This is a genomic window from Mesorhizobium sp. CNPSo 4684 (assembly GCF_057784315.1).
The window spans coordinates 13684-33302 of the sequence record NZ_JBWLUX010000038.1; the positions used below are offsets into that span (position 1 = coordinate 13684).

Genomic DNA, 19619 nt, shown 5'->3' on the forward strand with positions numbered 1-19619 from the left:
AACCGCAGCCCGGTCTAACGACCCCGAAATCCCGCAGGAAAGGCAGGCCTGGCACGGTAATGGCCGAGCCACCGGCAGCCGACTGTGGCGCTCCCCAAATTGCCGCCTTGCTCCATGGCACAACGAGAGAAAGCAACTAGTGCTGTATTTTGCCAGTGCTTGTGCATATAGCCTGTTTTCTCTTCCACGACTTATAGCCCCAACGCTTAGAGAAATGGTGTGGAGTATTTTGACCAGGTCTGATTTTCGTCCCGAGATTCAGGGGCTTCGTGCAATCGCAGTGTGCTTCGTTGCCATCTTCCACGTCTGGCCGTTTCTCATTCCGGGCGGATATGTCGGCGTCGACGTCTTTTTTGTCATATCCGGATATCTCATCACGGGCGTCCTACTACGTGAGGCAGAGCAAACCGGAAAAATAGACCTGCTCGCCTTTTATGGACGCCGCGTGCGACGGCTGTTACCCGCTGCTTTGCTCGTGCTTTTACTCGTCGGCCTGCTAACCCCGCTTTGGCTCCCTTCGGCCCTTTGGAGGGATGGGACGAATGAATTGGCGTACAGCGCCTTCCAGTTGGAGAATTGGCGGCTTGCCGCGAAGGCTGTCGATTATCTGGCGGCGACGAGCGCACCAAGCCCGGTCCAGCATTACTGGTCGTTGTCCATCGAGGAGCAGTTCTACATCGGCTGGCCCGGGTTGATCATCGCCGCATTGTGGCTGTCACACGCGATTCGTGCGTCCTGGCGAACGTTGCTGGTCGCCCTGTTTGGCGCCATCTTTGTTGCATCGCTTGCCGCATCGGTATGGCTCACACTCACGGATCCCGCGCCGGCCTATTTCGTCACCCATACCCGCATCTGGGAGTTGGCGCTTGGCGGCCTGTTGGCCCTCTGCTCGCCGTTAGTGGACGAAAGAGCGCTCGGCGAACGGACGCGGCGCCTACTTGGGCTGATCGGCATCGCTGCAATCCTCGCGGCCGCCTTCCTGTTTTCTGCCAAGTCACCTTTTCCCGGCTATGCCGCGCTGTTGCCGACCATAGCGGCCGCGTTGGTCATCCTCTCGGGACAAAGCCAATCGTCGTTCAGCGCCTTTTCCTTGCTTAAGACGCGGCCGTTCCAGTTCCTCGGCGACGTCTCCTACTCGCTGTATCTCTGGCACTGGCCGATAGTCGTGTTTATCACACAGCAAACAGGCGAACCGATCGGCCTATGGCGTGGCCTGGCTATTCTTGCCGCAAGTGTTGGTCTGGCTGCTGTTTCGAAGATTCATGTTGAGGATCGTTTCCGTTTCCGGCAAACGTCAACACCGTCACGTTTCAAGCTCGTCGGGTTGGCCGCTGTTATTGCTCCAGTCCCGCTAGTGCCACTCGTCGCCTTCTGCGCGGTCTCAATGGAGATTACGCGACAGCAAGCACTGATCTCCAGCAATCCAGACGATTATCCAGGCGCCAGAGCTTTGTTCGGCAACGCACCCGTGCCGAAAGTGGAGGCCTATGCTCCGTCGTTGCCAACGATTAAGAGGGACCTTCCAACAAGGGAAGGCTGCCGACCGCCCTCCGACGGAGTGGAGCCTCTCGGTTGCCAGTTTGGCGACCCAAACGGGCGCCTCAAGGTCTTTCTGGTTGGGGATTCGCATGCTGAACAGTGGGTGCCAGCCTTTGACAGGACAGCGTCGGATCGTGGCTGGAATGCGAAAAGCTTTACCAAGCCTGGCTGCCCGCTATTCCCGACCATGATCCTCTACGGGGATACTGATCGTCCTTTTCCAGATTGCCTGAGTTGGGGGCAGTACGTGATGCGAACTATTCAACAGCAAAAGCCGGACATCGTCATTCTGGGGCAGAGAGACAATCTGCGTGCCTATCCCGACGACGGCAAGCAGGTCCCTGTCAGCGGTACGCTGGTACAACTGTGGCGCAAAATCGAGGCGCTGGGCTCCAAGGTGGTCGTCATCGCCGACACCCCATATTGGGGAGTGAAGCCCGAGCTATGCCTCGCTCGGAACCGGCATTGCTCCATTCCGTATAGGCCCGTCGCAGGGTCGGACCCTCTCGTCCTCGCGCAGCGCCTCTATCCACATGTGGCACTCGTCGATTTCAATGACATCGTGTGCCCCAGTGGCGATTGTCCCGCGGTTATCGGCAATGTCTTTGTCTGGCGTGATACCGATCACCTGACCGCAACCTATTCACGCTCTATGGCGGACATTTTTGGCAGGCGCATCGAGGCTGCAATTGCAGTGAATTAGTTCGGACGCAGAAGTCCAATGATGTTCGTGAGCTTTGACCTTGGGCGACCATTGGCGGTAGATTGTTTACGCGGCAGCACCAATGCTGCACCCGTGGTCGCAGTGTCCGCCGTCCGTCAAGGCACACACTGCCGTCGTCACAGCATGTTTGCCTTCCACGGGTTGACAATCGCGCCTCAAGCGCCATGCTGCATTGCAGCATGGCTAGCTACGAAACCACCATCACGGATATCAAATCGTCGCGCATCGAATGCTTGGACGGACTTCGCGCGCTAGCGGCGATCTGGGTGCTTGTCGGGCACTGCCTGCTTTTGACCGGCTGGCAAATTCCGGTCCTCGGCGAGCCGGATCTTGGCGTCGACCTGTTCATCATGCTGTCCGGCTTCCTGATGGTGTTCCACTATCAGTTGCGCCAGGACAAGGAACCCTGGCAAAGACCGCAAACCTGGCTGAAATTCTGGACGCGCCGCTATTTCCGGATCGCGCCGCTGTTCTACGTCATGCTTTTCGCGGCTTTGGCGCTCGGCCCCTATCTCTACGATTGCCGGATCATCATCGACGATTTCCTGTCGCGATCGCACCAGGCGCCCGAACGCTACCTCGACGGCGGCCTGAAAAACATCGTTGCCCATGTCACCTTCCTGTTCGGACTGGTGCCGAACCTCGCCTACCGCACGCCGCTGCCTGACTGGAGCCTGGGGCTGGAGATGCAGTTTTACGCGGTCTTCCCGGCCGTCATGTTGCTGGTGCGCAGGCTGGACTGGATCAGGAGCGCCATCCTGGTCGCGGCGCTTGGCTGCATCATCGTGTTTGCGATGCGGCTGCTGTCGATCCATTTTCCGATGCCGTCGTTTCTGCCGCTGAAGATGCAGATATTCCTGTGCGGGATGCTGCTTGCCGGTATCGTGCATCAGAGCCAGCCCCGGCCGATCCTGTACCTGGCACTGGCGCTGCTGTTGGCGGCGCTGCCCTTTGGCGGCGACTACGGGCTGGGCAAGCTTGTGGTGCGTGAAGCGCTGGTGGCGGGCTTCTTTGCGCTGGTTCTCTATCGCATGCTGCCGGGAAAGGCGGGAACGCTGGCGAGAGCCATCGCCGTGACGCTCAGCAACCGGTTCTTCCATCTCATGGGCGAGCTTTCCTTCAGCATCTACCTCATCCATCTGCTGGTGCTGCAGCCCGTCGCGGCGTTTGTCATCAGCCAATACGGAAACGAGCTGGCGGCGCCGTTGCGCTTCGCGATCGTCGTTGCCGTGGTGCTGCCGACGGTGACCTTGCTGTCCTGGATCACCTACAACCTGATCGAGGTCCCCGGCCAGAAGGCTGGTCGCTTCGTCGTCCAGCGCTTTGGCCGCAAGGGCGGCGCGGCGGCGCTGGAGAGGACGCCGGCGGAGTAGGGGCGCGAAGCCAGCCGGTCTCCTCGAACTGAATTAACCCTAGAACTGGGTCACGCGCTCTCGCCCGCGGCGAAGTGAAAGCCAATGCCGCAGCAGGGCGCGGATATTCTTGTCGTAGACATAATGGGCGAATGCCGAGACCGCGATGATCAGGGTGGATGTCGCCAGGATGAACGGCAGGCCGTGCTCGTTCCATGAAATATCGGTCACAGCTTCGACCGCGGCGTTCGAAAGGCGGATGAGCGGGGTGTGAAGGACATAGATGGCGTAGGAGATGTTGCCGGAGAAGAGCGCAATCCAGCGCCAGAAACCGGAAAGCCGCAGGCGCGAGGCCACGAGAACGAGCCAGGGCCAGATCAGGACGATAACCACCAGACTGTACAACTGGACATGTTCGGCCGGATCGAAGCACATCAGCGCTCCGCATAGCGCCAGCAGGACCAGCATATAGAGATTGCCGTCCCGGCTGTCCCCGGTCGCATACCGGTTGAGAAAGACCCCGAGAAAGAACGAGAAGGCGATCCGGGCGGGAGCCGCGATCGTGTTGTCCCAGTAGGCGCCGCCGCCAAGCGCGACACCATGCCAGGCCATGAGCACCAGGGCCAGCAAGCCGACGCCGACAATGACAGCCAGCGAACGCGCAACCAGCCTTGTGGCCAACGCGGCAAAAAAGGCATTGGCGACGAGTTCATAAAACAGCGACCATGCTGGACCATCAAGCGGGAAAAGCAGGTCGGGAGCCGTCGAGAGCGCCGGCGGCGTGGGCAGGAAAAGAACGGAAAACCCAAGGGTTGCAAGCAAATCCAGCCGCGAATACGCACCGATCCCTTGTGTCGCGATGATTGCACCGACGCCGATCATGGCCAGGCCGAGTGCGGCGAAGTAGAGCGGGTAGAGCCTGAGAAGACGGGTCTCCGCGAAGCCCCAGAATGACATGCCTTTTCGGAACTTGTCGTCGTAGGCGTGGGCGATCACGAAGCCGCTCAGCAGAAAAAACAGGTCCACGGCGAGGAACCCTGAAGGCGCCAGATCATATCGCCGGCCCGTGTATTCGCTGAAGTGGCCGAGCATCACCAAGACAGCAGCAATGCCCCTAAGTCCATGCAGCGCGTCGAAGTGGGCCGTCCTTGAATCCCGCGTCTCGATCATCCCGTTTCCGTCAGTTTTACTTTGCCTATCTACGCACCGATTGCTGCGATGCACAAGAAAGTTTTGCGGCGCACACTCAACCGACTGGCCGGGGGCTGGAAAGCCTGATCATCCCGCAGTCGGGAAAATGGCATGGGCTGACCATCGCCAGGCCAGGACGGCGAAATGATGCGGGCCGATCTCGCAACAACCGTCGGCTACTACCGCCGCCCGTCCTAAGGCGAGTGGATGGGACAAGAACGCCCAACGGCTTCGCGCCGCACAGTGCCTTTAAGCAGTTGCGAGGGCCGAGGTGGTGCAGTGTATGATGGGATTTCTGACGCTGGCCGAGACGCAACTGGCGCTGCCGGAAAGCGGCGCGGCAGCTCTTTCCTTCTCCTTGTGGGAGAAGGTGGATCGGAGAGCGGCGCCGAGACGGATGAGGGGTGTACCGGCAAAGTGGGGTGTTGGCCTTTCTTGGGCCCCCTCATTCGTTGCCCTCGCTAACACCTTCTCTCAGGAGGGGAGAAGATGTTAGCGAAGGCACTTCGCTCAATAATCGCCGTTGTAATACCGGTCGTCGCAGGGCGCGGTGTAAATCCGGCCGTAGCGGTCCTGGTAACGGCAAAGCTGTTCGCCGCGGCGCTGCGGCGTGGTGGCCTGGCCGATGACGGCGCCAAGCAGGGCGCCGCCGGCGGCGCCGATCACCGTGCTTTTGGTGTTGCCGCCCAGCGCTTGGCCGGCCAGCGCGCCGGCGCCTCCGCCGATGAGTGCGCCGGTGGTGGCCCTCTGCTGCTGTTCGGTCTGGGTCGCGCAGCCTGCCAACGCGGCAGTCATGAGCACGGCGGCAATGGCTTGTCTGATGATCATCTTGGAACTCCTTTGAAGCCCCAAACGCGGATTGGAGCGAATGGTTGCCAGTTGCTGGCGCATTGCGGCTAAACGGCGGCATGCCGGCACACGAAGTGTGTCACGGTTTCCCGGGCGTTGATGAAGTTGGTTTCCAAACGGAAAAGCGTGGCATTCGACACAAACTGGACGGGAGTTATCAACCAAAGGACAGGTCACCTCTTGTTAGCATGTAATCTCGGCAGGACAGCACGAGCGATGGACGAGGTTGCAGCGGCCCTAAAAGCCCCCTCAGGCAGGCGCATGGCGCGTGCAGCCCAGTATCTGCGCATGTCGACAGACCACCAGACCTATTCGATCGATAACCAGCGAGATGCCATACGAGACTACGCCGAGATCATGGGCTACGACATTGTCGCAACCTACGAGGACGCCGGTCGTAGCGGTCTCAACCTCGGAGGCCGTCCCGGCCTTCAGCGGTTGCTGGCCGATGTCGAAAGCGGAAGAGCCGATTTCGAAACGGTGGTGGTGTACGATGTCAGCCGCTGGGGACGGTTCCAGAATATCGATGAGAGCGCCGTCTATGAGTATCGGTGCCAGATGGCCGGCGTCCGGATCGAATTTTGCGCCGAGCAATTCGCAAACGACGGCAGCATCGGCTCGGATGTACTCAAGGCAATCAAACGCAGCATGGCTGCCGAGCAGAGCAGAATGCTCTCGCAAAAAGTCTTCATCGGCCAGGCGCGGTTGGTCCGGCTGGGCTTCCGGCAAGGCGGCAAGGCCGGCTTTGGCCTGCGGCGCTTGCTTGTCAGTCAACACGGCCGCTCAAAGGGCATCCTTTCATCCTACGAATACAAGAGCCAGCAAACGGATCGAATAGTTCTGGTGCTCGGACCGCCTGACGAGATTGCGACAGTGAGGTGGATCTTCAGTCATTTTGTCAGAACACGTAAGACAGAGCTGGAGATGGCAAGACTGCTCAACAAGCGCGGCGTGCTCAGCGATTTGGGGCGACCATGGACGCGAGAATCCATGCACTCCGTGCTGACCAATGAAAATTACATTGGCAACAGCGTCTGGAACAAGCATTCGGCCCGGCTGAGAAGCCATCAAGTCCACAATCCCCCGGAACAGTGGGTGCGGGTGGAAAACGTCCTGGAGCCTATCGTCGACCGCAAACTGTTCGACAGGGCGCAGAACGTCCTCAAGACCATCTATCGTCACATGACCAATGACGAGATGCTGGCCGCCCTTAGGGCACTTTTGGCTCGCCGTGGCGCCTTGTCGTTAGCCATGATCGACGCCGATTCCGAATGCCCGCCGTCCCAACGCTACCAGTGGCGTTTTGGAACCATTGTCAAAGCCTATGAACTGATCGGATACGAGCCATCCAAAAACTACCGCTACATCGGCGTGAACCGGCGCCTGGAAACAATGAGGCTGCAGGTTATCGGGGATCTCGTGGGCGCGATGGAGAGGCAGGGCGGGGTTGCTGCCCATGACATGGCGACAGACCTCCTGCGGATAAACGAGGAGATCACCGTGGCGATCACGATAGGACGATGCAGGGTTTCCGGCTTCGGCTATCCACGCTGGTTTTCGAAGACCGATCAACGGCCGCTACCGGATATTTTCGTCCTGGTCCGTATGAATCCCGGCGACCTGACCATTCGGGACTATTTGATTGCTCCTGCGCATGCGATCGCGGGCAAATCGGAACTGCACGTCATCAATGGGGCACTGCTGGACACCTATATTTTTCCCACGCTCAACCCAATTATCAGGCTGGCAGAGCGAGAGCCTGTCGGGGGGGCGACTTGGTAGTCAAACGCTTAGCCAAGGACGCCGCCTACCGCGCGCTGGAAAACGGCGGCGACAGACATCCGAGGAATATTGCAGCTGGCGCAATAGGGTCCAAAAAGAGGCTTCGTTCACACGAATTTTTGGCGACCTACGATACGGAATGCCAACGCATGCGCGACTTCGTCACCGAAGCGGCAAAGTCTGAACAGAGCCTGGACCAGATCGTCGCGGCGCTCCACCTGATGATGCGCGACAAGGAATTTTGCACCATGTTGGTGTCTGAGGGCTTCGGGACAATGCCAAGGCTACTGGCACATAGGTTGCCTGGCGCGACCCGCGAGCCGCAAATGTTCTGCCCTCCCGGGAAACCCGCTTCCGAGAACGGCGAGAACCGGAAGCCCGTCAACGGAATTTGCCCTGATGTGCTCGACCTGCTTCGGGACGCGCCGGTGAAAACAAAAATCTTCGGGTTTCTGCAGAAGGTGCTGCCAGTCAGGCAATTGGAGATTGCCCGGCTGATGGTGGCGATGGACCGGGTCACGATCACCTACGCGAGGCTACTCGTCGCTCTGACACCACAAGCCCTGCTGGCCAAAGATGTTAATCTCTCAACGATCACCACACAGGCTGAAGACCAGCGTGGGGCGATGGTGTTCGGGGTCGGCACGCTGAGCCTTGCGGTTCTAAGCGCCATGGAAAATCATGGCCAAGTGGGCCTGGAGCTTGTCGCAGCCAACCGTTTTTTCGACCGGATGATGGATAATTCCAGAGTGGTCCGATATCTCGCCAGGAACTTTCCGGGTCATTTTGAAGAGTTCCACCGCTTGTCGATGCCATGCCTCGAACAAAGGGGCTAGACATGCCCGCCGGGTTTCGACGCTTCATGCCGTGTCGGCACTAACCTTGTTGGGCTGCTTCTATTCCATGTCCGGCACATCGCCGCTGACAAAGAGCGTGGTCGGCGGCCCATAATCTCCAAGAGCAGGATCTGCGTCGCGGCTCCAGGCCAAGACGCCGACATGGCTGGTTGAAAGGCCCTTGGCTATGCGGATCGCCCGGGCTTCGCTCTGCTGGTCGGTCGGGCCATAGGCTGTGAAAAGCTCGCCGTCGTCGCCTCGATCAAAGGCGACGACTACAATCAACTTCGGCTTGGCCTGAGTGGGCAGCACGTTGTCCGACATTCACATCTCCTACAGAAACCGTTCGCCTTCAGCGCGGTGCTCGAAACAGAACCAATGGGGTGTCTGCTTAGGCTTCGCGAAACCCCAGCCAGCATCCCTGCCGCATCCGTAGTGCTCGCAGAAATGATGCTGAATTCCCGGCGAGGTCACGTGCTCCTGCCTGGGCAGTCTGATTTCGTCGCTCAAAGCAGTTTGATCGGTTCGATGAGCCCGGCATGGTCGTTGGGCTGTTTGTTGATGGCCGCCGCATTGATCTCTCGGCCGACCCGATAGAACTGCAGGTTTCCATCAATGTCGTGGCGCAAGATGTCCTTCAGGTCACCGGCCGGCGTCTGGGGATCCAGCCAGGCGTCGTAGTAGGCTGGATCGAGGATGAGCGGCTGGCGGTCATGGATCTGATTGACGGGCGCTGCGGACGGCTCAGTGATAATCGTGCAGCTGGTGACTTCAAGGTTTGAGTTGTATGCCCACAGGCCGGCGAAGGAGAACGGTGCGTGGCCTGGCTGGAAGATCAACCAAGGATCTTTCTTGCCGTCCGCAGGCGATATCGTCCATTCGAAATAGCCATCAGCTGGGATGAGGCACCGTTTCGACTTGAAGGCATCGCGAAACGCCGCCGTCGTGTCGACGCCTTCGATCCGAGCGTTGAACATCGCGGCCTTGGGCATTTCCTTCGCCCAGAAGGGCACCAGCCACCAGCGGCCGGTCCGAAGCTTGTGGTTGCCGTCATCGCCGGCGGTGATGAACGGCACCTCATCGGTAGGCGCTATGTTGTAGCGTGGAGCGTCATTGCGGCCGACCTCAGCCGGCGCCGTCAGCCGGTAGAGGCGGTGGATTTCCGACCACGATAGATATCGGGTGTAGCGACCGCACATGGCGTTGCCCTAATTTAACAGCCCCCCGCTAATTCACAGCCCGCGCGCCAGGTTGGCATAGGCTGTCTTGAATTCGCGCTCGATCTGGCCTTGCACGATCCGGGACAATTCCATTGCCTTTTCCTCATTGGGCATGATGCTGACGATCAGGTCGGTCATAATCCAACCGGTCGCAAAGATGGCGCCGTCCGGCGTGAGCTTGTTCAAGATTTTGCAGGCCTTCTTGGCCGCCTTCTCGATTTCCGAACGGTCGCGCATGATGGTGGAAGTCAGTTCATCCTGCCGTCCTTCAGCGGTGTAAAGCACCTCAATCACAACAATTTCTCCCGTTCGCTGTGGCAAGCCAGCCATCGCTTCTTTGATGCCTCGGCCCGCCTCCTATGGCTATTCTGGCAACAGTGAACAAAATAAGAACAAAATAGTCAACCCCGGCTTGACGAGATGGGAAAATGCTCCCATTTCCAGGCATGCCGGAGCAACCAGAAAAGTGGCCGAAGGGCGTCCCTTGGACGTTGTTGCATGCCCACGACGCCGGGCAGGTAGCGCGCATCCGGTGCGGGTATTGCAACATCAAGCGGTTCTACAAACCGAAAGAGTTGTGCGAGGTGATCGGCAATGTGTCGATTGATCAGGTGCGAGCAAAGGTTCGTTGCGAAAAATGCGGTCGCAAGGAATCAATGAGCGCGGAGCTGTTCCACCCGGTGGGGCAAGAGCATGTGACGATCCGGTACCGGCGCCTGGTTGAGATTCGATGGGAGCGGCGGGTGATCTGGAGAGATGAATGAATTAACAGAAAGGGCGCCCATCGGGCGCAACTTTGAAATTACAGGTCTGTCTTGAATAGAGATCTCGATCTACCAGCCTTGCATCGAGTACCAGCCATCGACGTCCCTTCGGACCCGGTCCTTCTCAATGCCGTATCTCACCTGAATCTTTCCCTCGATCGCGCTTGCCGGCAATGCGGTCCAGATCGTCGTCAGTCAGCTTGCCCACTGTTCCTTGACCTTGCCCTTGACCTGCCTCCAGTTACCTTCAACGCATCCATGGCCGTGGCCCCCTTGGTTGCACAGCATTGAAACGCCGGCGGCTAGGTTCCGCTGGCAGATCGTGGCTTGACGGAACATTAGCTGCCGCTGATGGTTTGACCTGCGGCGGGTGGTGCCCTCCATCGTTCGCCGAAGATCGGGCCTCCGATCGGCCCGCGCCTCTCCCAGCGTGGGCTTTTCTACTCGCCCAAGGCGCCCGAATGACCAACAACACGACCGCATCAGGCCTTTACCGATGGCCAGGCAATTGCATGGCCGGAACTTTGCGTACCAAAAGAAAAACCCGCCGACCAAAGCCAGCGGGCCATCTCCCTCGTACTGCGCTCCGATTCCAAGGATTGGCCCCCGCCACAACCCGGAGCCCGAGCGCTGAGAAACAGCATATGAGCTTGCCGAAAAATTCGCTGTAGCGAACTGGCAACAGCGATCAGAATTCGCGGGAGCTGCCTTTGGCAAAAACAGCACCATCATTCACTGCCTGATCTACCCTCCTCTCTGAGTGGAGATAGGAGTTGTTAGAAGGTGGGGACCGCTGGCTCAAACCGGCGGACTTTTTTGGGTCTGTAGTTGATTTCTTGCGGTGGGCTGAACGGCTTTCTTGTCCACTGCAGATCGCCCTCCATGGACGATCGAGGCCCGCTGCCGTCTAATCCCCTCAAGGTCCGGCAGCGGGCTTGGTATGAGCGGACAGGCCCCAACTGGCTCGCTGCCACTTTCTTGGCGCGAGATTTTTCGCGTGCTCCAGGAACCGCACGAGGACCGCGAAGTTAATGAGACCGCGGACCGAGCCTCCGCATCGGCACTGTTGCGTATGGGGAGTTGGAATGCCTATTTCAGACGACATGCGAGACGAGGATTTGGAATTTGAATGCCCAAACTGCGGCTGTCTGATCATCAAGAAGGGCTCTTGGCTTAAAGTTATTTCCGCTTTCACCTGCACCCAGTGCGAGACACGGGTTCGGATTGGTTACCCAGCCAAAGTTGCGCTTTTCGAACGGAAGAAGAAGAGTTCTGATCGGGCCGTCTAATAAAACGTTATCGGCTTGAGCGAGAGCGCCAAAAGCAGCGTGATCTCGACCTATTCCGGGAGCGGGTTGAGAAACGCTGTCTGCAGGCCACAGCGAGGCGCCAAGACACAAGGGTGAACGCGCTGGCGGCGGCCCCTGGCCGAGACGTCAGCTTTCAGAGCTTCCCCGGCACCCGTGCGATCTCAGAACATGGCTGCCAGTCTTGCCGCGATCTCGCGGATTGGCGCTACAGAGCCAGCTTTCACTCCACGATCTTCCAATACGAATCCTTGCGGATAACCTTGCCGTTGCGGAACGTGTAAAAGTCGCAACCGCGTACCTCCTTTTTCACGCCCTCGCGGGTGGTGCCGGTGAGGATCCATTTGGACATGCCGGTATCGGCAGCCGCATCGACGAAATGCTCGCCGTCGCCGTAGTGGACGTCGGGCAGGCCTTCGAAGCGTGTCGCCAGCGCGTCGCGCACGTTGCGCTTGCCCTCGAAGCGCGAGCCCCAGGGGTTGCTTCCCCTCGGCATCTCCAGGACGCAGTCGTCGGCAAAGAACGCCATGATGCGATCGAGGTCGTGCGCGTTGAAGGCATCGCATAGCTCCGTCAGTGTCGATCGAATGTCCATTCGCCCGTCTCCTGGATAACCGATAGCGTGCGGGTCCGAAGTAGGTCACTGGCAACGGGGCCGGTCAAGACCTCCGACACTCCGCCCGCTAGCGGGAAGCGAACCTACCGCTTGGGTGCCTCATTACCCCCCGCATTATCCCCGCCACCTTGCGCGATCTCTCCTACATCGCCGCCTCTGATCCGGTGAGCCGGTGGATGAAAAGACGATAGATCAGGGCTCTCGACCTCCTGACGCAGGATCGAAGTATCGGTCGGAATTCCAAGACGGTCCACCGACATACCTTGTTGATTTCTTTCGCAAGGGTCGCGCGTTTCGCGGCTGTTCGTCGGCGACGATTTGGACACGGAAAACTGACCGCTCTCAGCATCTCAGAACGACAAAGAGCCCGCCGCGGAACTAAGACAATCGAGGAGCGTTCACCGCCAGCAACTAAGGGAGGAAATCATGCTACGAGGCGGACTACTCTGGCTCCTCGGGATCCCGATCCCAATCATTATCATTCTGTGGCTCTTGGGATATTTGCATTAGCCCACCGCATCGCAACGACCGAAGCCCGCTTCGGCCGGGCTTCCTATTTGCTGAAATTCTGTTGACCTGTCGCCAAACTCCGGGCCGCTTCCTCGATCGCCTCGCGGTCATTGCCCAACCTATCAATTAGGTCTTGGGCTTGGTCGCCAGTAATGCCGGTGCGCATCGCCAAAGCTTCTACCGTCATGACGTCGGAACTGGCGGTCTCAGCGCGGCGCGGCTTTCTCGACTTGGCCGACAGTACCGTCGCTCCAACGGCGCTTGGATCTGTAAATGCCTGCTCGGCTTCCAGTTGGTCCTCGCGCTCGATTTCTGCCTCGGCCTGATGCCAGTGTTTCTCCGGGTCGCCATGCCCGCCGCCTTCGCGCTCCCAAATTTCGTATGCCCGTTGCCGAATTCTTTGGTGCCGATCCTCGCCCATGGTGATCCTCCTTGTTGGATTTCCACCAACGCGGTGAGCGTCGAAACGATCCAGCACGGAACGATGATTTGGGGGTAAACTGTGACGGCGAATTAGGGTCCGAGACCCGACATCGCTGTTGAGGGACAAACAAATGCTTCGCCGTCACTAGACTCAACCTATCGTACTAGCGAAGGTTCCTCCTAACCTCGCGGGCGACCGTGATCGGTGAGCAAAGCGCTTCCCGTTGCCTCTTCGGCACGCATTTGTGACGACGGAGATGACCAGGTTCACCGCCTCAATTGATTGCCAGTGACATGGTGCGACGCCAGCCCGATGTGGATGCGGGCCACATTCGCAACGTGGAACAATCCGACACCCGGCGAGTTTTTAAGATGAAGGGCGATCTGTTTCGGAGGAAGACCGGGATGAAACGCGTCCTTGCCCAAAATGCGGTGCGATTGATGCTGGGCGGGGTGGCCGCCTGTCTGCTCACCGTCGTCGAGATTCCAAACCCGATTATGCCATTGTCGCTTGTGTCCGAGGCGGCGGCTGCCACCCAGCTTTCGATCAGCACATTCTATGAAGACCTGTCTCCTCATGGTGATTGGGTTTCGTACCACGGCGCGTTCGTTTTCGTGCCGGTTGATGTACCTGACGATTGGCGTCCGTATACCGTTGGACACTGGGCCTATACCGAGCAGTATGGTTGGCTGTGGGTATCTGACGAGCCATTCGGCTGGGCGACGTACCATTACGGCCGGTGGGGCTATGCCGACGATATCGGCTGGTACTGGGTTCCGGGCACTCGTTGGGCGCCAGCATGGGTGAGTTGGCGTCGTGACAGGGAGTACATGATTTGGGCTCCGCTGCCGCCGCGCCGCGATCCGGATTTGATTTCAATCGAGGTGACTTTCGACACGACGCCTGATTATTACTGGGTTGTGGTCCCCACCCGCGAATTCCTTGCTGCCGACATTTCTACCGTCATTATCCGTGATGAGCCGGAGTTTGTGCGCATCGTCGAGGCGGCCGAGCCGGCCGGCGACGTCACGATCCAGAACAACGTGGTGATCAACAAAATCATTGATGTCGATGTGATCGAAAAAGAGACGAACCAGAAGGTGACTACCGTCAAGGTTAGCAAGACCGACGCGCTCGAGCAGTCCGGCAAACTGGAAAACAATACGGTCGCTATCTTTGAGGGGAAGGTGAAAGCCGACCCCAAGGCCAAACCCGCCAAGCTCAAAGACATCGACGAGGTGAAGCAGGTTCAGGCTGGCCGGAAATCGAAGCCGACCGAAGGCGCTGCAACGACCGAGCAGGCCAAGCCCGAAGAAACCACCAAGCCTGAGAAGCCGAAGGTCGGCGAGCAGCCCGCCGCCGAGCAGCAGCAGGCGGAGCCCGAAAAGGCGGCCAAGCCTGAGAAGCCGAAGGGCAAGAAGCAGCCCGCCGCCGAGCCCGAGCAGGCCAAGCCCGAAGAAACCACCAAGCCTGAGAAGCCGAAGGTCGGCGAGCAGCCCGCCGCCGAGCCGCAGCAGGCCGAGCCCGAGCAGGCGGCCAAGCCTGAGAAGCCGAAGGGCAAGAAGCAACCCGCCGCCGAGCCGCAGCAGGCCGAGCCCGAGCAGGCGGCCAAGCCTCAGAAGCCGAATGGCAAGAAGCAGCCCGCCGCCGAGCCGCAGCAGGCCGAGCCCGAGCAGGCGGCCAAACCTCAGAAGCCGAAGGGCAAGAAGCAGCCCGCCGCCGAGCCGCAGCAGGCCGAGCCCGAGCAGGCGGCCAAACCTCAGAAGCCGAAGGCCAAGGAGCAGCCCGCCGCCGAGCAGCAGCAAGCCGAGCCCGAGCAGGCGGCCAAGCCCAAGCCACAGAAGCAAAAAAACAAAGCGTGCGATCCGCAGACTGATGCGAACTGCTAGCTGTGCGCGGCACCGCGATTATTCCATCGCGGTGCCGCTGAACGGCGAACCCTCGGCATTTCCTTCGCTGCCGCCTGGCCCCCGCGAGCCAAAATCATGAGATAGGTCAGCTTCGATACCGACAGCAGCTCGGCAATCAACATCATAAGCGGCGCAAGCCCAATGACGTATCTAACCATGGAAGCCAGGTTGGTGATCAACGGCAGGATGATGCTGCTCGCACAGAAGAGCGCGGCGCCATATCGCCTGCGAGCCGCCAGAACGACCGACAGGGTCAGCCCTATAATCGCTGCGAGCGCGCTCCATTGCGGCGCCGTGGGCAGCCATCCTTTTGTAGGCACAGCAGTGAGACCGTCCCATAGAAACAGGAGCGGATCGCCAGCAACCCGCCCAAACGCGCGCTGGACGTGCAAGAACGCAAACCCGTCCCCGACATGGAGATACAAAAAGAGCATGTAAGCAAACAAGCCGGCGGGCGAGATGAAGATAGCTACGAGCATATCCGGGCGACCAAGCACCCATCGCGAGAAAGACACCGCCGACCCGCCCTGCTGGCGGTGCTGTTCGAACATTTGAATGACGGTTGCAAACACAGCAAGGACCCCGACTAGCCTCGTTGCCGAAAGCAAAGCGCATGAAACGCCAGCGGCCAGGTAGTTGGAGCGCTTGAGTGCCAAAAAGACGCACGCCGTCAGGAGCACGAAAAGAGGTTCGGTAAGGAACGTGGTGAAGTGGAAGGAGAACGGGCCGCTAAGCAGGAAAGCGCAGTACAGTATATAAGCGCGCATGTTCTTTTCCAGAAGTGGCCATGCCACAAGGCAGGCAGCGTAGCTGCATGCAATCGAGGTGATCGTTGCGATCAGAATCGTGGAAAAAGGAAAAGCAAACCGAAGAGTCGCCACGACCATGGGATACAATGGAAAGAAGCCCCAGCGTCCGACGTTGCTCTGGCCTGGAATGGGAAAACCCTCGTAGCCGTGTTCGGAAATGTCCACATACCACCTGCAGAGCGCTCGCGCATAAGCTTCGAAGCCTGGTACTGCCGAGACTGAATGGAATGCAGCATACCGAATGACAAGCCCGCTGATCATGAACAGGAGCGGAACCGCAGCGGCGATGACCCAAAGGCGACCGCCAGCGTTTGCGCGGGCCATATCTCCAAGCGCCAGTTGTGTCTCAACAGGTGATGGCGCCACACTCTGCGATAGCGAGCCAGGCTTCGCCGGCTCGATGGCGCTGCCAGCCATAAAATCGGTCCATCGAAAGCATCAAGATCATCAGCAAGACTTGAAGCCCCGTCTGCGACTTGATCAACGATGCCGCGCCGCTTCGGTTCCTTCAGCAGCAGGAAGTCGTTGGGTCGGGTCGATCGATCACACCGGCCGAAGAAGGAAGCGATATTCGCGCTTCAACGGCACCGTTTCATTGCAACGGGCGCCTTCTTCATCGGCATGCATGGCTCACTGGGCCGGCCGCTGGGTATTCCCTCCGGTGACGGCCGCCTTGAAGGCGATCTCGCCATCCGCCAAACCTTTGAATGTCAGATGCGCTTCCGCCGACGAGATCGAGGAAGTCCCGACGATGCGCCAGAGCCCGGCAAAGGTCTTGACGCAGCCGGGAACCTTGGCCAGCCGGTCTCCGCGATGAGCTTTGGCATTCGACGACGCAGCGCAAGGAAACGCTGCCATAGTACAACTGGCGAGATGTTCGTGTTCCCTAGGATACAAAAAAGCCCGCTGGCTCGCGCCAGCGGGCGGTTTACGTCCTGATAGCTACTCGTCAGCAACCTTCCGTCGTCGTTTTCATCTGACCAGGAGCTGCAGATTTTGCATCTGTATCCCGTTGGCCGGGTGCCGCCTGTTTGGCGCTGCCTGTTTGTTGACCTGGCGCGCAATCCTTAGCCGAATTCGAGTTCGTCCCACTCGTGGTAGTCGAGTCGGTTCTCTGGTCAGTCGTAGTGCTCGGCATCGTCGTGGTTGTTGACGATCCGCCTGTCGTTGTCGAGGATCCGCCCGTGGTGGTGCTGGTCGATTGTGCAAAGGCGAACCCGGTTGATAATGCCGCAATGGCTGCAGCGCAAAGAAGCCGTTTCATGGTGAACTCCGATTTTCGCACGTCCCTTCGGTGACGAAACATCTCACCGAAACGACGGTTCCAAGAAAATCAGGAGCTCGCTATCGCGCATCACAGTGCCTCGGGATTCGACAATCTGGCTACAGATACTGCATTATCACCGCCCTTGTGGGATAAGGGGGATTACAAAATGTCATTTCCAGACGGACATGACCGGCTTTGCGCGATCGAATGGCTGGTCCAGAGATTGGCTGTCGAGCACTGCTTGCGAACGCCCGACCCGATCGTTGCCGCCGAACATCTCAGGGCAGCCGGGGAGGACTATGGCACCCTGGTTTTCACCAGCGCCGTCAAGGCCGGCACCGCAGAAGGGATGACTGGACTGGATATCAGCACCGCACTAGCGCTCCTGGTCCGGAATATTCCAGACGATGTTCGTGCCGCGCTCGGCACCTAGATAGGCCATCTGGGGACTACCTGTGGGATGACTCACCAGGTCATGGCCCGCGCGGGCATTCTCTGCCAATTTGCTATTTTGGACGGATCACGGTCTTGGCCTGGGTGCAGCTACCGCAGACTCCTTTGCCGCGCTCGAAATCGGATGTGGTTCCGAGCGCGCCAGTAATCTGCGAAACTTAAGCCGGAGTAACACTCACCGCTTCCACGATGCAGTTGTCCCAAACGACCGTCGGCCTCCTAGTCCTAGCTCAAGATTTGACGATCACTTACGTTCCGGATGCATGAGTCTTGGAACCTTACGCGATTTCTTCGTCGATCTCTTGGACCGGATGCCTTGGGTCATCGCGGGCCGGCCCTGAAGGTGAAAGCCGTATCGTCACCGACAATTGAATGTGGCGCCGCTGGCAGAGAAAAGCATACGGATAGAGCCCTTGAGAACCGCATATTAGCAGCCCCTTGACTAACCGGCAGACCGCGCCAGACTCTTGGCATGGCTAGGGGTAACAGCTTTAAGGTGGGCGACGAGGTTGCCGTCACAGCGGTTGTGCGCGGTCGGGTGACACCCGATCGCATCAGCGTAACCATTCCTTCCTACGCCTTCCCACATTCGGTTGTCGATTCGACTTCGAAGGCCGTCATCGGCCAGAACATGGAGTTGACCGGCAAGGTCACGCGCGTCGAGGGCGACAAAGTGACAATTAGCCTTCGGCCATTGGTGACTGTCGACGCTGAGCATGTTCGCCTGGTCGAGAGCTATGTGACGCCGAAGCGGAAAACGCCGCTTGTCGATAAGGCGTAGGCCGAAAATGACCAACCTGTCCGATCTTGGCCCACCAATCCCCAGTAAGCGACGCGGCGCCGAGCCGACCGCCCGGCAAGTTTTCTATCACGAAGCGCCGGGTCACGATCCGTTGGAACTAGAAGGCACGGCCAAGGTGCTGCCGTTCCCGGCGATGCGGCGTCTGAAATAGCCAACGTTGAGGTCGATCATGAACTCATCGACCGAGCGCGACAGCTTCGCCGTCAACTCGGTTCCTGGCATGGATGGTCTCCCCGGTCTGCGCGGGTGCGCTAAGTGATGGAACAGAGCGGGCCAATCGCCGTTCTGTCACCGGCAGACCAAGGCAATTCGGCGTTGAAAAAGAAACCTCCGCTACCCGTGAATTCGTCAGTCAAACTTGAGCGCACCGATACGGGCTGGCTGCTGTTCATTGTGCTGCCAGGATTGGGCGAGACCGGAATAACCACTCCGCACAAGACATTCGATGAGGCGATTGCCACTGTAAAAGGGATGTTTGAGGTCGAGTAGTAGGTAGTTTCCTGCTGAACTGGTCGTCGAAAGGCGCTTCCTGAACGGACCACGATCTGCGCCTTCGTGCGCTGTTACTCAGGATAGCAAGACGCTAGGTTTAGGAGGTGCTATGATAGAATTCATTCTGACAACATTGGACGGGCAAAAGCTTCGCGGAAAAATGTATGTCACCAAATCTTCCCTCTGATGGCAACCGTCGCCAGCATCGCCAACGCGTGCTGCAAGGCGGGGCGATAATAACCGGAATACAAAATTCGGAGGTCACTTGCTCACTTAGGAACCAACATGATGAGGGTGCAGAATTGCGCGTAGCCGCCGATACAAGGGTGCCGGAGCACTTCCTGCTATACGTGCCAACCGACGGAATTGCCTACCGTTGCGAGGTTCGTTGGCGGCGAAACGACCGCATCGGTGTGAAGTTTACCGGCACCGAGCCAAAACCAAAACTCCATTACGGCTAAGCTGACCGGCATGATTGGTTTTCATTTCCGATCTGTGGGAGTGCAGCGCGTTGGATGACCATCCGAAAAACAGTGTCTCGATTGAGCAGCTAGACGGCCAATGGGCTATGCAGGTCATGGAAGACGGCCGGTCACCCAGCATCTCTTCGAGACCGAAGACTTCGCGCGAAATTTTGCGGCTCGTCAGCGGATAAGGCTCAATCCCAAACCGGCTCTGCCGAAGAGCAGGCGAAAGCCAAAAGTGTAATCTCGGTCAGCCGTTGTTACTTGCCGCCACGGCGGAACAGGTTGTCAGCAGGCACGTTGCTCCA

21 protein-coding genes and 1 pseudogene are annotated in these 19619 nt (G+C 58.9%); 12 read left to right on the top strand and 10 right to left on the bottom strand.

All coding sequences use genetic code 11. The features are described 5' to 3' along the window. Positions 1-229: 229 nt before the first annotated feature. Together AC04SG_RS27750 and AC04SG_RS27755 are read left to right on the top strand one after the other, a co-directional pair. Positions 230-2242 (top strand): acyltransferase family protein, encoded by a 2013-nt coding sequence (locus AC04SG_RS27750; protein ID WP_488553650.1) that lies wholly within the window; start codon positions 230-232, stop codon positions 2240-2242. A 200-nt stretch (positions 2243-2442) separates the two neighbouring features. Further along, complete coding sequence (locus tag AC04SG_RS27755) at positions 2443-3636, top strand: acyltransferase family protein (protein WP_488553651.1); 1194 nt, start codon at positions 2443-2445, stop codon at positions 3634-3636. Between the two features lie 39 nt (positions 3637-3675). Here AC04SG_RS27755 and AC04SG_RS27760 read toward each other — a convergent pair whose 3' ends face one another. Continuing rightward, positions 3676-4785 carry an acyltransferase family protein gene (locus tag AC04SG_RS27760; protein WP_488553652.1) on the bottom strand — a complete coding sequence of 370 codons (1110 nt, stop codon included), beginning with the start codon at positions 4783-4785 and terminating at the stop codon, positions 3676-3678. Between the two features lie 531 nt (positions 4786-5316). Then, complete coding sequence (locus tag AC04SG_RS27765) at positions 5317-5634, bottom strand: YMGG-like glycine zipper-containing protein (protein ID WP_192255683.1); 318 nt, start codon at positions 5632-5634, stop codon at positions 5317-5319. 237 nt (positions 5635-5871) lie between these two features. On the opposite strand from AC04SG_RS27765, the gene AC04SG_RS27770 reads away from it, so the two are divergent. Both AC04SG_RS27770 and AC04SG_RS27775 read left to right on the top strand, forming a co-directional pair. Next, positions 5872-7437, top strand: coding sequence for a recombinase family protein (locus AC04SG_RS27770; protein ID WP_488553653.1), 1566 nt, complete (start codon positions 5872-5874; stop codon positions 7435-7437). Next, complete coding sequence (locus AC04SG_RS27775) at positions 7431-8273, top strand: plasmid partitioning protein RepB C-terminal domain-containing protein (RefSeq protein ID WP_488553654.1); 843 nt, start codon at positions 7431-7433, stop codon at positions 8271-8273. Before AC04SG_RS27770 ends, AC04SG_RS27775 begins: the two co-directional genes overlap by 7 nt. A 60-nt stretch (positions 8274-8333) precedes the next feature. Here the strand turns inward: AC04SG_RS27775 and AC04SG_RS27780 are convergent, their stop codons facing one another. From AC04SG_RS27780 to AC04SG_RS27790, 3 genes are all read right to left on the bottom strand, one after another. Next, on the bottom strand, positions 8334-8597 hold the full coding sequence (locus AC04SG_RS27780) for a hypothetical protein (protein ID WP_488553655.1): 264 nt from the start codon (positions 8595-8597) through the stop codon (positions 8334-8336). 182 nt (positions 8598-8779) lie between these two features. Next, positions 8780-9472: an SOS response-associated peptidase gene (locus tag AC04SG_RS27785; RefSeq protein ID WP_488553656.1), complete on the bottom strand. Its 693-nt coding sequence runs from the start codon at positions 9470-9472 to the stop codon at positions 8780-8782. Positions 9473-9505: 33 nt separating this feature from the next. Then, positions 9506-9823, bottom strand: coding sequence for a hypothetical protein (locus AC04SG_RS27790; RefSeq protein WP_488553657.1), 318 nt, complete (start codon positions 9821-9823; stop codon positions 9506-9508). Between the two features lie 98 nt (positions 9824-9921). Between AC04SG_RS27790 and AC04SG_RS27795 the strand changes: the two genes are divergently transcribed. Beyond that, a complete protein-coding gene (locus AC04SG_RS27795; RefSeq protein WP_488553658.1) occupies positions 9922-10257 on the top strand; it encodes a hypothetical protein in 336 nt (111 codons plus the stop codon). A 69-nt stretch (positions 10258-10326) separates the two neighbouring features. Here AC04SG_RS27795 and AC04SG_RS27800 read toward each other — a convergent pair. From AC04SG_RS27800 to AC04SG_RS27810, 3 genes and pseudogenes are all read right to left on the bottom strand, one after another. Next, a pseudogene (locus tag AC04SG_RS27800) lies at positions 10327-10545 on the bottom strand (CsbD family protein). Positions 10546-11787: 1242 nt separating this feature from the next. Beyond that, positions 11788-12159, bottom strand: coding sequence for a nuclear transport factor 2 family protein (locus tag AC04SG_RS27805; protein ID WP_488553659.1), 372 nt, complete (start codon positions 12157-12159; stop codon positions 11788-11790). 574 nt (positions 12160-12733) lie between these two features. Next, the gene (locus AC04SG_RS27810; RefSeq protein ID WP_488553660.1) at positions 12734-13111 is read right to left on the bottom strand and encodes a DUF2934 domain-containing protein; all 378 of its coding nucleotides are present in this window, start codon (positions 13109-13111) and stop codon (positions 12734-12736) included. A 407-nt stretch (positions 13112-13518) separates the two neighbouring features. Between AC04SG_RS27810 and AC04SG_RS27815 the strand changes: the two genes are divergently transcribed. Then, positions 13519-15003 (top strand): DUF6600 domain-containing protein, encoded by a 1485-nt coding sequence (locus AC04SG_RS27815; protein ID WP_488553661.1) that lies wholly within the window; start codon positions 13519-13521, stop codon positions 15001-15003. On the opposite strand, the gene AC04SG_RS27820 is transcribed toward AC04SG_RS27815, so the two are convergent. After that, complete coding sequence (locus AC04SG_RS27820) at positions 15000-16250, bottom strand: hypothetical protein (RefSeq protein WP_488553662.1); 1251 nt, start codon at positions 16248-16250, stop codon at positions 15000-15002. The genes AC04SG_RS27815 and AC04SG_RS27820 overlap by 4 nt on opposite strands. A 69-nt stretch (positions 16251-16319) precedes the next feature. Between AC04SG_RS27820 and AC04SG_RS27825 the strand changes: the two genes are divergently transcribed. From AC04SG_RS27825 to AC04SG_RS27840, 4 genes are all read left to right on the top strand, one after another. Continuing rightward, the gene (locus tag AC04SG_RS27825) at positions 16320-16772 is read left to right on the top strand and encodes a hypothetical protein (RefSeq protein ID WP_488553663.1); all 453 of its coding nucleotides are present in this window, start codon (positions 16320-16322) and stop codon (positions 16770-16772) included. Between the two features lie 188 nt (positions 16773-16960). After that, positions 16961-17131 carry a hypothetical protein gene (locus AC04SG_RS27830; protein WP_488553664.1) on the top strand — a complete coding sequence of 57 codons (171 nt, stop codon included), beginning with the start codon at positions 16961-16963 and terminating at the stop codon, positions 17129-17131. A 135-nt stretch (positions 17132-17266) separates the two neighbouring features. Then, entirely contained in the window at positions 17267-17533 is a 267-nt protein-coding gene (locus AC04SG_RS27835) for a hypothetical protein (protein ID WP_488553665.1), read from the top strand. 492 nt (positions 17534-18025) lie between these two features. Next, positions 18026-18334, top strand: coding sequence for a hypothetical protein (locus AC04SG_RS27840; RefSeq protein ID WP_488553666.1), 309 nt, complete (start codon positions 18026-18028; stop codon positions 18332-18334). 102 nt (positions 18335-18436) lie between these two features. On the opposite strand, the gene AC04SG_RS27845 is transcribed toward AC04SG_RS27840, so the two are convergent. Continuing rightward, positions 18437-18577, bottom strand: a complete 141-nt coding sequence (locus AC04SG_RS27845) for a hypothetical protein (RefSeq protein ID WP_488553667.1) — start codon at positions 18575-18577, stop codon at positions 18437-18439. 33 nt (positions 18578-18610) lie between these two features. Between AC04SG_RS27845 and AC04SG_RS27850 the strand changes: the two genes are divergently transcribed. Both AC04SG_RS27850 and AC04SG_RS27855 read left to right on the top strand, forming a co-directional pair. Continuing rightward, on the top strand, positions 18611-18844 hold the full coding sequence (locus AC04SG_RS27850) for a hypothetical protein (protein WP_488553668.1): 234 nt from the start codon (positions 18611-18613) through the stop codon (positions 18842-18844). Positions 18845-19011: 167 nt separating this feature from the next. Then, the gene (locus AC04SG_RS27855; RefSeq protein WP_488553669.1) at positions 19012-19308 is read left to right on the top strand and encodes a PilZ domain-containing protein; all 297 of its coding nucleotides are present in this window, start codon (positions 19012-19014) and stop codon (positions 19306-19308) included. The last annotated feature ends 311 nt before the right edge of the window (positions 19309-19619 follow it).